At 63.8% G+C, this 13,899-nt stretch carries 10 protein-coding genes and 2 pseudogenes; 2 read left to right on the forward strand and 10 right to left on the reverse strand.

From position 1 onward, the window contains the following. A pseudogene (locus tag AKG11_RS00010) lies at positions 1 to 751 on the forward strand (IS630 family transposase); the annotation flags it as partial. A gap of 17 nt (positions 752 to 768) precedes the next feature. Next, positions 769 to 936, forward strand: a pseudogene (locus AKG11_RS34305) (Lrp/AsnC ligand binding domain-containing protein); the annotation flags it as partial. Between the two features lie 3 nt (positions 937 to 939). Here AKG11_RS34305 and AKG11_RS00020 read toward each other — a convergent pair. The 10 genes from AKG11_RS00020 to nusA all read right to left on the reverse strand — a co-directional run bounded on the left by AKG11_RS00020 (position 940) and on the right by nusA (position 13,791). Next, entirely contained in the window at positions 940 to 1,956 is a 1,017-nt protein-coding gene (locus tag AKG11_RS00020; protein WP_037405168.1) for a class I SAM-dependent methyltransferase, read from the reverse strand. A gap of 138 nt (positions 1,957 to 2,094) precedes the next feature. Beyond that, positions 2,095 to 4,236: a polyribonucleotide nucleotidyltransferase gene (gene pnp / locus AKG11_RS00025; protein WP_050742545.1), complete on the reverse strand. Its 2,142-nt coding sequence runs from the start codon at positions 4,234 to 4,236 to the stop codon at positions 2,095 to 2,097. 353 nt (positions 4,237 to 4,589) lie between these two features. After that, positions 4,590 to 4,859: a 30S ribosomal protein S15 gene (rpsO, locus tag AKG11_RS00030; protein ID WP_024270002.1), complete on the reverse strand. Its 270-nt coding sequence runs from the start codon at positions 4,857 to 4,859 to the stop codon at positions 4,590 to 4,592. A gap of 151 nt (positions 4,860 to 5,010) precedes the next feature. After that, entirely contained in the window at positions 5,011 to 5,340 is a 330-nt protein-coding gene (locus tag AKG11_RS00035; RefSeq protein WP_082342311.1) for an SH3 domain-containing protein, read from the reverse strand. 43 nt (positions 5,341 to 5,383) lie between these two features. Continuing rightward, positions 5,384 to 7,120, reverse strand: a complete 1,737-nt coding sequence (locus AKG11_RS00040; protein WP_245290108.1) for a sensor histidine kinase — start codon at positions 7,118 to 7,120, stop codon at positions 5,384 to 5,386. 144 nt (positions 7,121 to 7,264) lie between these two features. Continuing rightward, positions 7,265 to 8,200 carry a tRNA pseudouridine(55) synthase TruB gene (gene truB / locus AKG11_RS00045; protein WP_050742547.1) on the reverse strand — a complete coding sequence of 312 codons (936 nt, stop codon included), beginning with the start codon at positions 8,198 to 8,200 and terminating at the stop codon, positions 7,265 to 7,267. 12 nt (positions 8,201 to 8,212) lie between these two features. Then, positions 8,213 to 8,623 (reverse strand): 30S ribosome-binding factor RbfA, encoded by a 411-nt coding sequence (gene rbfA, locus AKG11_RS00050; RefSeq protein ID WP_023513549.1) that lies wholly within the window; start codon positions 8,621 to 8,623, stop codon positions 8,213 to 8,215. Positions 8,624 to 8,695: 72 nt separating this feature from the next. Beyond that, complete coding sequence (gene infB / locus AKG11_RS00055; RefSeq protein WP_024270003.1) at positions 8,696 to 11,356, reverse strand: translation initiation factor IF-2; 2,661 nt, start codon at positions 11,354 to 11,356, stop codon at positions 8,696 to 8,698. 104 nt (positions 11,357 to 11,460) lie between these two features. Continuing rightward, complete coding sequence (locus AKG11_RS00060; protein WP_050742548.1) at positions 11,461 to 12,117, reverse strand: RNA-binding protein; 657 nt, start codon at positions 12,115 to 12,117, stop codon at positions 11,461 to 11,463. Between the two features lie 75 nt (positions 12,118 to 12,192). Next, complete coding sequence (nusA, locus tag AKG11_RS00065; RefSeq protein ID WP_023512371.1) at positions 12,193 to 13,791, reverse strand: transcription termination factor NusA; 1,599 nt, start codon at positions 13,789 to 13,791, stop codon at positions 12,193 to 12,195. Positions 13,792 to 13,899: the final 108 nt, after the last annotated feature.

Genomic DNA, 13,899 nt, shown 5'->3' on the forward strand with positions numbered 1-13,899 from the left:
ATCTCGACGGCGTCGTTCGCTGGCGTCTGTGCGATCTGGCGCAATGGCTGTGGGAGGAGTTTCGCGTTTCGGTGAGCGAGCAGACGCTCAGCCGCGAAGTCCGGGCCATGGGCTATCGCAAGCTCGCTGTTCGGCCCAAACATCACGCGCAAGACCCTCAAGCCATTGAGGGTTTTAAAAAAGCTTCCCTGCCGCAGTGGCAGAGATTGCCGCTGGAGCGGCCCGAGGAAAACGCATAGAGATTTGGTTTCAGGATGAGGCCCGTATCGGGCAAAAGAACAAGATCACCCGCCGATGGGCCAGGCGAGGAACACGGCCTTCAGCACCGCACGATCAGCGCACAAGGTCGGCCTACATCTTCGGCGCAATCTGCCCCAAGCTCGGCAAGGCGGCGGCGCTGGTCATGCCATGGTGCGACACCTACGCCATGACCCAGCATCTGGCCGAAATCGCCCGACACGTCGATGCCGACGCGCACGCTATCCTCATCATGGATCAGGCAGGCTGGCACATGTCCAACAATCTCGTCGTGCCCGAAAACATCACCATTCTGCCACTCCCGCCGAAATCGCCGGAGCTGAACCCGGTCGAAAACCTCTGGCATTTCATGCGCGACAACTGGTTATCAAACCGCGTGTTCAAATCATACGACGACATCGTCGATCATTGCTGCGATGCCTGGCGGCGGCTCGAAAGCCAGCCATGGCGCGTCATGTCGATCGGACGCAGAGAATGGGCCAATGGGTTTTGATCAGTGAGGGGCCGTATTACATCATGCTCGGCGAGAGCGACGCGCTGCTGCGCGTCGTCGTCTCGGATCTGGAAGACTATCGCCGCTTCCAGTCGACCCATCTCACCCGCAGGAACGGCATCCAAACCGTCAAGACGGACGTGCCGAGCGAGACGATCAAACAGACTTTCGCGCTTCCCTTGTAGGGTTCAGCGCTTGCCCCAGAGAACCTTGAAGCGGGCGTTGCGGCAGACTTCACCGCTCTCCTTGAAGGCTTCCTTCAGCACGGGCTCGTAGGGCAGGCCGCGGTTGGCGACCATCAGCAGGCGTCCGCCGGCCTTCAGCGATTTTGCCGCCATGCGGATCATGCCGGCGCCGAGCGAGTGATCGGCGGCATGGCCTTCGTGGAAGGGCGGGTTCATGACGATGAGGTCGTAGTGGTCGCGCGGCGTCTCGGCCGTCAGGTCGAACCAGTAGTAGCGGGCGGGAATGTTCGGGCAGTTCTCCGCCATGTTTTCCTTGGCGGCTTCCAGCGCCTCGTAGTGCGCCTCGAAGAGGTCGATGCCCTTCACTTGCGGCGCGCGACCGCCGAACATGACGGAGAGATAGCCCCAGCCCGCACCGAAATCGGCGGCGTGGCCGTGGAAGTCTTCCGGGATACGGGTCGCGAGCAGTTCCGAACCCTCGTCGATCCGGTCATGCGAGAACATGCCCGGCGCCGCAGTGAAACGGCCGACGATGCGCACCGGCTTGGCGGCGAGCTTGGAAATGGCCTCGGACGGGTCTTCCGGACGGGCGAACCAGATGGCAAGGCCATGGTACTTCGGCATGTAGTCGCCGGAAAGGCCGAGCTGGTCGAGACGCTTGCGCATCGACTGCACGCCGTCTTCCTTGCTGCCGGCAACGACGATGAGGCCGCCTGTGCGCACCCGGCGCAGCGCCTCGGCGATGCGGTTCTCGTTCTCGCCCTTGTGCTTGTTGATCAGGATGAGCGCGCCGTCGAAGTCCTCGCCCTCGATGACCGGCTTGACCGGCACGCGCACAGCCTCCAGCCCGCGGTGGAGCGCCCGTTGCGGCTGCACGGCTTCCAGTGTCGCGGCAAAACCTTCCGGCGGGCGCTGACCGGCTTCAGCGCCGAGAAAGAGATAGCGTTCGCCCTCTTCCGGCATGGCAAGCGTGCCGGCGGCAAAGGGGTGAAACAGGGTCTTGAGGGCTTCGCGGGTCATGGCGGGCTTTCGGCGGTCGAGCAATTCCAGCAAGGCTCAAGGCGGTTTGCGTTCTGAATTGCGAAACTAATGGGTCTGTCAAAGGAAAGGGGCGCGGAACATTCCGCTCCGCGCCCCTTCTAAAGGTAGAAGGTCCGATTACTCGGCGGCTTCGCCGTCGCCCTTCTTGTCGGCAGCGACTTCCTTGCCGGTCGCCTGGTCGACAACCTTCATGGAGAGGCGAACCTTGCCGCGCTCGTCGAAGCCCATCAGCTTGACCCAGACCTTGTCGCCTTCCTTGACGACGTCGGAGGTCTTGGCAACGCGCTCCTGGGCGAGCTGCGAGATGTGCACGAGGCCGTCGCGCGGGCCGAAGAAGTTGACGAAGGCGCCGAAGTCGGCGGTCTTCACGACCGTGCCTTCGTAGATCATGCCGACTTCCGGTTCCGCGACAATCGAGTGGATCCACTTGCGGGCCGCTTCGATCTCCTTGCCGGAGGACGATGCGATCTTGATCGTGCCGTCGTCTTCGATGTTGATCTTGGCGCCGGTCTTCTCGACGATTTCGCGGATGACCTTGCCGCCCGTGCCGATGACTTCACGGATCTTGTCGACCGGGATGTTCATGACTTCGATGCGCGGTGCGAATTCGCCGAGCTGCGAGCGGCCTTCGGAGATGGCATTGGCCATTTCGCCGAGGATGTGCTTGCGGCCGCCCTGCGCCTGGCTGAGCGCGACCTTCATGATCTCTTCGGTGATGCCGGCGATCTTGATGTCCATCTGCAGCGAGGTGATGCCGTCGGCGGTGCCGGCGACCTTGAAGTCCATGTCGCCGAGGTGGTCTTCGTCACCGAGGATGTCGGAGAGAACGGCGAAACGATCGCCTTCGAGGATCAGGCCCATGGCGATGCCGGCAACCGGCTTTGCCAGCGGAACGCCGGCGTCCATCAGTGCGAGCGAGGTGCCGCAGACCGTTGCCATCGAGGACGAGCCGTTCGACTCGGTGATCTCGGAGACGACGCGTAGCGTGTAGGGGAACTGTTCCGCCGTCGGCAGCATCGGGCGGATGGCGCGCCAGGCGAGCTTGCCGTGGCCGATTTCGCGGCGGCCCGGGGAGCCCATGCGGCCCGTTTCACCGACCGAGTAGGGCGGGAAGTTGTAGTGCAGCAGGAAGCGTTCCTTGTACATGCCGGTCAGGCTGTCGACATACTGCTCGTCTTCGCCGGTGCCCAGCGTCGCAACGACGACGGCCTGGGTTTCACCGCGGGTGAAGAGCGCCGAACCGTGCGTGCGCGGCAGGATGCCGACTTCCGAGACGATGGCGCGAACGGTGTCGAGGTCGCGGCCGTCGATGCGGCTCTTGGTGTCGAGGATGTTCCAACGGACGATCTTGGCCTGGAGGTGCTTGAAGACGGCACCGATGACTTCGGCCGTATACTTCGGCTCGACGCCTTCCGGGAAGAAGTGGGCCTTCACCTTCGCCTTGACGGCGTCGACGGCGGCGTAGCGGTCGGCCTTCTGGGTGATCTTGTAGGCGGCGCGCAGTTCGGTTTCGGCGAGGCCCAGCATTTCGGCTTCGAGCGCGGAATGATCTTCCGGGGTGAAGTCGCGGGGTTCCTTGGCAGCCACTTCAGCGAGCTTGATGATCGCGTCGATGACCGGCTGGAAGCCCTTGTGGCCGAACATGACGGCGCCGAGCATGACGTCTTCGTTCAGTTCCTTGGCTTCGGATTCGACCATCAGGACGGCGTCCTGCGTGCCGGCGACGACGAGGTCGAGAACGGACTCGTCCATCTCGTCGAGATGCGGGTTCAGGACGTATTCGCCGTTGATGTAGCCGACGCGCGCGCCGCCGACCGGGCCCATGAAGGGAACGCCGGAGATCGTGAGCGCTGCGGAAGCGGCAACCATCGACAGGACGTCGGGATCGTTTTCGAGGTCATGCTGGACGACCGTCACGACGACCTGCGTGTCGTTCTTGTAGCCTTCCGGGAAGAGCGGGCGGATCGGACGGTCGATCAGGCGGGAAACCAGCGTTTCCTTTTCCGACGGACGGCCTTCGCGCTTGAAGTAGCCACCCGGGATCTTGCCGGCGGCGTAGGTCTTTTCCTGGTAGTTGACGGTCAGCGGGAAGAAATCCTGGCCCGGCTTCGGCGCCTTGGCGGAAACGACGGTGGCGAGAACGACGGTTTCGCCGTAGGTCGCGAGAACCGCGCCATCAGCCTGACGGGCGATCTTGCCGGTTTCCAGCTTGAGCGGACGGCCCGCCCATTCGATTTCAACCGTATGGGTATCGAACATGTCTTGTCCTTCTTGGCAGATACGCGCACCGCCGCCCGAAAAGGCGCAGGTGGTCTATCCGCTTTCATGACGCATCATGGGCAAGACAACGGGAGGCTTCCGGGTGGTGGCTCGCGAACTCTGCGGGCGAAGGCTCTTTGAGCCCGGCCGACGACAGGCGCGCGCCTGAAGCATCCTGCAATCCTGCCCCATGACAGGTCATCGGTTGGTTCCGCAGGACCGGCCCATCCGGCCTGCTGGAGAATTCCGTTTCACGAGGCGGTCGCAACCGGCACAGGGGGAACGGTCTGGCGAAGCGTCTGCTCCGCAAAAGAAAGCGGCGGGCGCTCACGAAGAACGCCCGCCGAAATTGCTTAGCGGCGAATACCGAGGGCAGCAATCAGCTTGCTGTAACGGGCATCGTCCTTCTTCTTGAGGTAGTCAAGAAGCGAGCGGCGGCTGGAAACCATGGTCAGAAGGCCACGACGGGAGTGGTTGTCCTTCTTATGGCCCTTGAAGTGTTCCGTCAGGTTGTTGATACGCTCGGTCAGGATCGCAACCTGGACTTCCGGAGAACCGGTATCGCCTTCGACGGTAGCGTATTCCTTGATCAGCGCAGCCTTGCGCTCAGCAGTGATCGACATCGTATGTCCTTTCATGAATGGGAACAAAGGTCGCCAAAAGCCGGGATGTCGTCCAGCGATGGCCGTGAAGGCAAGCGGGGAAGGCCCCGCATTGCTGGCGGTGCCTATAAACCATTCCCTCATGAAAGGAAAGAGCCGTCATCAACGCCTCTCAGCGCTGCTCGGCCGGTTGACTGGGTGCGGCCTCGCGTGCGTCGCCGGGCTGCTTGCATTCGATATAGGCGCCGAACACCCAGCCGAGCCGTTCGCCTTGCCGCGCGACGAAAAGCCAGTGCTTAGCACCGATCTTCATCTCGTCGACGATCTCGACCTGCGTACCGTTGACAAGCGTCGTCAGGATCGCACCGTTCGGAGCCGAGCGCACATTGAGCGGCGTGCCGGTCGGGTCGTCGACCGAGCACTGACCATAGGCGGCGAAGGCCGGAGAAGCCGAAAGGGCAAGGAACGCCGCGACGGCGCCTCCGTGCAGAAATGACGTCATGAAAAACACCTGTGGTCGATGTGTCTGAAAAGGACAGGGTTCCTCATTGCGCTGCACCCTGCTGCTGGTGAACGTCCTCGTCACGCAGCCGCGCAAGCGGGATCCTCACCCGCCATTCGATACCGTCGTCATGCACGGCGAAATCGAGCTTCGCATCGAGCGCCATGCCGAGCATGCGCTCCAGCACGACGCTGCCGAAACCCTTGCGGCTTGCGGCAATGGCGTCCTTGTCGATCGCCGCCTGGCTCTCGCGCCAGACGAGGTTCAGGTCCTCGCCGCTCGCTACCCAGCTCAGCGACACGATCCCCGTTTCGTTGGCGAGCGCACCATACTTCGTGGCATTGGTCGACAGTTCGTGCAGGGCCATGCCCAGCGTCTGCGAGGCCTGAGGATCGAGGAGCACGGCGGGGCCGGTGATGCACACACGCTCCGCATCCGCAGGCGTGAAAGGCTTCAGCTGATTTTTCGCCAGTTCCATCAGGTTCACGCCCTGTGTGGCATTGGCGATCATCAGGTCTGTCGAGCGGGCAAGACCGGCCACGCGCTTGCGGAACGTTTCGGCGAAATCGCTGGCATTTTCCGCGCTCGCCGCCGACTGGTTGAGCATCGCCTGGATAACGGTGAGCTGGTTCTTGGAGCGGTGCGCCACCTCCCGCATCAGGAAGCGCACCTCGTTTTCCGATTTCACCCGTGCATCCGCAGCCTCGGCAAGCGCGCGGGAGACGGTCTCCAACTCGGAAATGGCATAGGGGCGCGGAGCGACCCGCTCTCCCTGGCCGAGCCGGCGCGCGTCATGCGCGAGCAGCCGCACGTCGCGCGACAGTACGCGGGCGATGCCGACGGCGCTGATGGCGGCGAGTGCGGCAAAGACAGCCCCGCCGATCGTCAGCCAGAGGAAGGAAGAGACGGCGGGCGCCTGCACATCCGACGACTTCGCCCAGGCGATCATGCGCCAGCCGGCAAGCGAGGAGAATTCAGTGACGACCTGATAGTCCACACCGTCCCCCTTCATGGTGCTGACGCCGAGGCGCAGCGACGGCACGACACGCAGGAAGAAGGGTTGGCCGGTTTTCTGTTTCTCATCGGTCGATGCGATGACTGTGCCGGCGGAATCCAGCACCGCCGCATTCCAGCCGGGCGAAAGCACATCCGGATTGACAGCGCGCCGCAGCGCATCGGCATTCTTTGTCAGCGTCAGCAGGACCGGCTCACCATTGGCAAGCCGCACCGGCATATAGACGTTGAACACCCATTGCTGCGCGGTGCGGCCGAAGAACAGGTCGGAAACCATACGCTCGCCCCGCGACAGCGCCAGGCGTGCCGAAACCGGCTCCGAGGCGACATTGAGCGGCATGCCGTAGGGAACGCGCGTGTTGAGGCGCTGCTTCATCGCCTGATCGATGACGAGGAAATAGATGTCCGTACCCTGCAGCGTCTTGCTTGCCTGGGCATGCAGGGTGGCATAATCGCCCTTCGGCAGACTTTCCGACGTGGACAGGAAATTGAGCGTCGAGAACATGCCCGTGATTTCACGCTCGACGGCGCGATTGACGGCGCTTGTCGAAGTGCGCAGCAGCGATTCGAAGATGCGCTCCTGCGCCTCGGTGGTGCGCTTCAGCACGACGATGGAGAACAGGAAGGCGGGAATGACGACGACGAGGATGAGGCAGACGAGATAGAATGCGACGGGATGGTGCATACGCCGGCGGCTTTCGGCAGGGCCAGCGCCCTCCACCGTATCCTCGGCGGATACCGTTCTGTCAGTCGGCGCAATCGTCAACGGCCAGCCCTTTCACCCCTCGCCCGCAGGCAGCCGGAACGGCAAAGCACCGCCCGGCCCGCCCTCGAACGAACCTCGCCGGCCCATAAAGCCCATAGCTTGTGGTGAAATCAAGTCGGCGGCGATTGGTTCCGCCGACCTTGTTCAGCCGCCGAAGACGCGCTTCGGCCGGAACTCGCCGCCACCGATCTCGCCGATCGCGACCAGCTTGCCACGGGCCGTGGCATAGGCTTCATCAGCAGAAACCGGGGCATCCCGGCCGCGCAGGATGATCGGATTGCCCATACGCAGGCGGTGCGCCTGGTCGTCGTTGATGACGATCTGCGGCAGGCTGGAAAGCGCTTCGCCCGTGTCGATCAGGAAGGCATCAAGTGCCGCCAGCCGTTCGGCCTCGTCGGCGATCTCCTCGAGTGCCGTCAGGTCGGCGAGCGGCACCATGCTGTCCTCGCCGAAAGGCGCGACGAAGGTGCGGCGCAAGGCCGAGATATGACCGAAGCAGCCGAGCTGGCGGCCAAAATCACGGGCGAGCGCACGCACGTAGGTGCCCTTGCCGCATTCCACCTCGAATTCGGCCGTGTTCTCATCCGGGCAGCCGATCAGCGTCAGGCGGTGGATCTCCACCTCGCGCGAGGGGATTTCGACAATCTCGCCTTCGCGGGCAAGATCGTAGGCGCGTTCGCCTGCGATCTTGATGGCGGAGAACTGCGGCGGGATCTGCTGGATGACGCCGGTATACTCGCCGAGGATCGCCCGGATCGCCTCGGCGGCAGGCCGCTTTTCGGAACTCTGCGTTACCTCGCCCTCAAGGTCATCCGTCGTGCGTTCTTCGCCCCAGGTCACCGTGAATTCGTAGATCTTGCGGCCGTCCATCACATAGGGCACGGTCTTGGTCGCATCGCCGAGCGCGATCGGCAGCATGCCGGAGGCCAGCGGATCGAGCGTACCGGCATGGCCGGCCTTCTGGGCCTTGAGCAGCCATTTGATCTTGGCGACGGCTTCGGTGGAGCCGAAATCGAACGGCTTATCGAGGATGAGCCAGCCGGAAACCGGCCGGCCCTTGGGTTTGCGGGGTCTGGACATATTCTACCTGGATTACTTGTCGTCGTCGCCGTCTTCGGCCGAAAGATCGCGAGCGACTTCCGGCGAACGCAGGAGATCGTCGATCTTCTTGTAGTTGTCGAAGCTCGTATCGTCACGGAAACGAACGTCCGGCATGTACTTCATCTGGCGAAGCTGCGGGCCGAGGCGGCCGCGAATGAACTTCGAATTGCGGTTCAGCGCGTCGATCACCGCCTCATGGTCCTTCACGCCGAGCGGCGTGACATAGGCCGTCGCGTGTTTGAGATCGGGCGACATGCGCACTTCCGAAATCGAGATCACGGTCTTTTCGAGAAGCGGGTCGCGCACTTCACCGCGCTGGAGGACCTGGGTGATCGCCGCGCGCACCTGCTCGCCTACGCGCAGCATGCGTTGCGACGGCGCCGAGGATGTTGCTCTGGTCATGGTCGTCACCTTCAAAAAAATGCGAGCGCCGAAACGGTCCGGCGCTCGCACGATGGTCTATTCGCCGGACGCTTACAGCGTGCGGGTGATGTGCTCCACGCGGAAGCACTCGATCGTGTCGCCGGCGCGGATGTCTTCGTAGTTCTCGAAGGCCATGCCGCACTCCTGGCCCATCGGCACTTCGGCGACTTCGTCCTTGAAGCGCTTGAGCGTCTTGAGCTTGCCTTCGTGGATGACGACGTTGTCGCGCACCAGACGGACACCGGCGCCACGCTCGACCTTGCCTTCGATGACGCGGCAACCCGCGACCTTGCCGACCTTCGTGATGTTGAACACCTCGAGGATTTCGGCATTGCCGAGGAAGGTTTCGCGACGTTCCGGCGAAAGCAGGCCCGACATCGCTGCCTTCACGTCATCCACCAGATCGTAGATGATGTTGTAGTAGCGGATTTCGAGACCGGCCCGCTCGGCAGCCGTACGGGCCTGTGCATTGGCACGGACGTTGAAGCCGATGATGGCGGCGTTCGAAGCTTCGGCAAGCGAGATATCGGATTCCGTGATGCCACCGGCACCGGAATGAACGATACGGGCGCGGACTTCGTCCGTGCCGAGCTTTTCCAGCGCGCCGGCAATGGCTTCGATCGAGCCCTGCACGTCACCCTTGATGAGCAGCGGGAACTCCTTGAGGCCGGTGTTCTGCAGCTGGCTCATCATCTGCTCGAGCGAGCCACGCGAACCGGCCTGGCGTGCCACCTGCTTTTCGCGGGCGAGGCGCTGGCGGTATTCCGAGATCTCGCGGGCGCGGGCTTCGTTCTCGACCACGGCGAACTTGTCGCCGGCAGCCGGGGTACCCGAAAGGCCGAGCACTTCGACCGGCATGGACGGGCCGGCTTCCTTGACGTGTTCGCCCTTGTCGTTGACGAGGGCGCGTACGCGGCCCCACTGGTCGCCGGCAACGACGATCTGGCCCGGGCGCAGCGTGCCGGTCTGCACGAGAACGGTGGCAACGGCGCCGCGACCACGATCGAGCTGGGCTTCGACGACGACGCCCTCTGCCGTGCGGTTCGGGTTCGCCTTAAGGTCGAGAATTTCGGCCTGCAGCAGGACGGCCTCGAGCAGCTTGTCCAGGTTCAGCCGGTTCTTGGCCGAAACTTCCACATCGAGCGTTTCACCGCCCATGGATTCGACAAAGACCTCGTGCTGGAGGAGCTGGTTGCGCACCTTCTGCGGATCGGCTTCGTGCTTGTCGATCTTGTTGATCGCCACGATGATCGGAACACCCGCCGCCTTGGCGTGATTGATGGACTCGATCGTCTGCGGCATCACGCTGTCGTCGGCCGCGACCACGAGGATCGCAATGTCCGTCGCCTGCGCACCACGGGCACGCATGGCGGTGAACGCCGCGTGACCGGGGGTGTCGATGAAGGTGATCTTGTGGCCGTTGTGCTCGACCTGGTAGGCGCCGATATGCTGCGTGATGCCGCCGGCTTCGCCAGCAACCACGTTTGCATGCCGGATGGCGTCGAGCAGCGAGGTCTTGCCGTGGTCGACGTGGCCCATGATGGTCACGATCGGTGGGCGCGATTCCAGATCGCCAGCATCGTCGGAAACGTTGAAGATGCCTTCTTCGACGTCGGATTCCGAAACGCGCTTGACGGTGTGGCCGAATTCGCCGGCGATGATTTCAGCAAGGTCGGCGTCGATCAGATCGCCGGGCTTCATCATCTGCCCTTCCTTCATCAGGTACTTGATGACGTCGACGGCACGTTCGGACATGCGCTGCGACAGTTCCTGAATGGTGATCGTCTCCGGCAGGATGACTTCGCGCATGACCTTTTCGCGCGTCTCCTGCATCATGGAGCGCTTGAACTTCTCCTGGCGGCGGCGCATGGCCGAGAGCGAGCGACCGCGCTGTGCGCCATCCTCGTCGCTCGATGCCGTCGTCAGCGTCAGCTTGCCCTGGCGACGGCCGTCATCGGCCTTCGGGCGGGCCGGAGCCTTGGCCGGTTCCGGGCGCTTGACGGCGCCGCGGTTGACAGGCGCGCCACCGCGCGGGCGCTTGTCGCCTTCATCTTCGGCTTCATGGCGGCCACGACCGGCAACCGGCGTGGAAGCCGGAGCGGGCGTGCGGCCGGGCTGCGGGCGGGCTTCGGCAGCCGCCGGAGCGGGCCTTGCGACCGGCTGCGCGACGACCTCTTCCACGACGGGTGCGGGTGCGGCGGCCTCAGCGGCACGGCGCTCGGCTTCTTCCTTCTCGCGGACGAGGCGTGCTTCTTCCTCCGCAACGCGGCGAGCTTCGTCCTCAACCTTGCGACGGGCTTCGTCCTCGGCGCGCTGGCGGGCTTCGGCGGCGTCGCGGATCTGCGCTTCTGCAAGCGCGCGGCGACGGGCCTCGACTTCGTCAGGCGAAAGCTGGTTCAGCACAACGCCGCGCGGACGGTTCTGTTCGACCGGGCGGGAGGGCTGCTGGTGTACGGGGCGCGAAGGCTGCGGCGCGGGACGCGTCTGCTGCGGCTCCGGCTGGCGCTGCACGGGCGCGACGGGCGTCGATGCCTGGCGCTCTTCACCCGGGCGGCTGAAGTGGCGCTTCGTGCGGGTCTCGACCACGACGGCCTTGGTGCGGCCACGACCCATGTCCTGGCGCACGGTTCCCTGCTGAACCCCCGAGGGCTTCAGGCTAAGGGTCTTCTTGCCAGCCACATTGATCGTCTTGTCGTCTTCGTTGTCGGTCATTCCGTTCCGTTCCTAAGATCAGAGCCGGATGCGTATCACCTGGCCCTGTCGTTCAAATGTGTTCATCCAATGCGATTTCGGCCGGCCGAATGCCGGTAACCGCGTCATTGGTTTGTCTGGCGAGCGCCACCCTGTGCCATCATTTGGCTGTCGCCCCGGTATTTCTCGAGCATGATTGCGCGCTTCACTACACCCTCACCCGCCTGCCCTGCAAGCGCTGCGGCATGGATAAAAGCATTACTTCCCAAAAGGCCCTCCAATTCGCTCTCCGAAAAGAGCTTGAAGGAGGGTATTTCCGTTTCGTCGTCCGTCAGAAAGCTCGCAGCCTTCCGCGCCTGGTCTATTTTCCGCACACCATCGGCCGCCGCGTCCGTCGCATGGAAGACGGCAAGTGCAGCCGATGCGCGCACCGCCTGGTCGACCTTCGAGGAGCCGGTGATGAACTGGCCCGCCTTGCGCGCCATGTTCATCATGCCGCCGAGCTGGGCGGCGATAAGCCGGTCCACCTCGGCGCCGAGTTCCGGCCCGGCCTTGGCTTCCGTCTTCAGCGCACGCCCGAAAAGCTTCCTGGCGACCGCCTTGTCGACAATCGCCCGTTCCGCCTTCACCCAGCATCCGCGCCCGGGAAGTTGACGCTTCAGGTCCGGCACGACGCTGCCGTCGGGACCTGCAACGAAGCGGATCAGGTCGTCCGCCTCGCCCTTTTCGCGCGTCACGATGCACATGCGGTCGTTCACGCCATCCTCGTCCTTCTTGCCCATATAGGTTTCCGTTTCCGTCAACGCAAACCGCTGTGCAAGTCAGCGGGCGACATGTCCAACTCTGGAGGACGCCGATCAGGCGTCCTGTTCGCCGCCCTCGACGACCGGCTCTTCCTTGGCGAGATCCTCTTCCGTGATCCAGCCGGCCGCGAGGCGCGCCTGGACGATCATGGCTTCGGCTTCGGCGCGCGAGAGTTCGAACTTCGAGAACAGACCCTCGAACTTCTTCGTCTCGCCATCCTTGCGTTCCGACCAGCCGACGAGGTCGTCGGCAGCGCAGCCGGCGAAGTCTTCCATGGTCTTGATACCGTCCTCGCCGAGCGCGACGAGCATCTGGCCCGTCATGCCGTCGATCTGGCGCAGGTCATCGGAAACGCCGAGTTCCTTGCGCTTGGCGTCCATCTCGGCCTCGATGCGGTCGAGATATTCGCGGGCGCGGGTCTGGATTTCCTGGGCCGTGTCCTCGTCGAAACCGTCGATCGAAGCGATTTCGTCGAGATCGACGTAGGCCAGCTCCTCGACGGCGGCAAAGCCTTCGGAAGCCAGAACCTGGCCGACCATCTCGTCGACGTCGAGCGAATCCATGAACAGGTTGGTGCGTTCGTTGAATTCCTTCTGGCGGCGCTCGGACTCCTCGGCTTCCGTCAGGATGTCGATGTCCCAGCCGGTCAGCTGCGAGGCGAGGCGGACGTTCTGACCGCGACGGCCGATGGCGAGCGAGAGCTGCTCATCCGGCACAACCACTTCGATACGCTCGGCATCCTCGTCGAGAACCACCTTGGCGACTTCCGCCGGCTGCAGGGCGTTGACGATGAAGGAGGCCGGATCCTGCGACCACGGAATGATGTCGATCTTCTCGCCCTGCAGTTCGCCGACGACGGCCTGAACGCGCGAGCCGCGCATACCGACGCAGGCGCCGACCGGGTCGATCGACGAATCGTTCGAGATGACGGCGATCTTGGCGCGCGAGCCCGGGTCACGGGCGACGGACTTGATCTGGATGACACCGTCGTAGATCTCGGGCACTTCCATGGTGAAGAGCTTCACCATGAACTGCGGATGGGTGCGCGACAGGAAGATCTGCGGGCCGCGCTGCTCGCGGCGCACGTCGTAGACGAAGGCGCGGACACGGTCGCCGTAGCGCATGTTCTCGCGCGGGATCATCTCATCGCGGCGGATGATGCCTTCGCCGCGGCCGAGGTCGACGATGACGTTGCCGTATTCGACACGCTTGACCGTGCCGTTGACGATCTCGCCGATGCGGTCCTTGTATTCGTCGTACTGGCGGTCACGCTCGGCTTCGCGCACCTTCTGCACGATGACCTGCTTGGCCGACTGCGCGGCGATGCGGCCGAAATCCATCGGCGGCAGCGGATCGGCGATGAAATCGCCGAGCTTGGCGTCCGGGTTGCGGTCGCGCGCCAGCTCCAGCGGGATCTGGGTCGAATAGTCCTCGGCGTGCTCGACGACTTCCAGCAGGCGCTGGAGGCGGATTTCGCCGGTCTTGGAGTTGATGTCGGCGCGAATGTTCGATTCCGTGCCGTAACGCGAGCGGGCCGCCTTCTGGATGGCGTCGGCCATCGCGGCAAGCACGATCTCGCGGTCGATGACCTTTTCACGGGCCACGGCATCCGCGATCTGCAGAAGCTCAAGCCGGTTCGCACTGACTGCCATTGTCTCAGGTCTCCATGGTCAGGCCGGGGCCTTGGCCTCCGGCATCGTGGAGCGGCGCACCGCTCCGGTTCCGTCCTCTCCATCCCGCCCGCAAGGAGGGCAAACACC

Origin of the sequence: Shinella sp. SUS2 (genome assembly GCF_001262505.1) — a bacterium.
Classification (GTDB): Bacteria; Pseudomonadota; Alphaproteobacteria; order Rhizobiales; family Rhizobiaceae; genus Shinella.

Bases quoted from the DNA above. Each gene is read 5' to 3' on its own strand.
- rpsO (WP_024270002.1), bottom strand. From the start codon at position 4,859: ATGTCGATCACTGCTGAGCGCAAGGCTGCGCTGATCAAGGAATACGCT.
- pnp (WP_050742545.1), bottom strand. From the start codon at position 4,236: ATGTTCGATACCCATACGGTTGAAATCGAATGGGCGGGCCGTCCGCTC.
- infB (WP_024270003.1), bottom strand. From the start codon at position 11,356: ATGACCGACAACGAAGACGACAAGACGATCAATGTGGCTGGCAAGAAG.
- truB (WP_050742547.1), bottom strand. From the start codon at position 8,200: ATGTCCAGACCCCGCAAACCCAAGGGCCGGCCGGTTTCCGGCTGGCTC.
- rbfA (WP_023513549.1), bottom strand. From the start codon at position 8,623: ATGACCAGAGCAACATCCTCGGCGCCGTCGCAACGCATGCTGCGCGTA.
- nusA (WP_023512371.1), bottom strand. From the start codon at position 13,791: ATGGCAGTCAGTGCGAACCGGCTTGAGCTTCTGCAGATCGCGGATGCC.
- AKG11_RS00035 (WP_082342311.1), bottom strand. From the start codon at position 5,340: ATGACGTCATTTCTGCACGGAGGCGCCGTCGCGGCGTTCCTTGCCCTT.
- AKG11_RS00060 (WP_050742548.1), bottom strand. From the start codon at position 12,117: ATGGGCAAGAAGGACGAGGATGGCGTGAACGACCGCATGTGCATCGTG.
- AKG11_RS00020 (WP_037405168.1), bottom strand. From the start codon at position 1,956: ATGACCCGCGAAGCCCTCAAGACCCTGTTTCACCCCTTTGCCGCCGGC.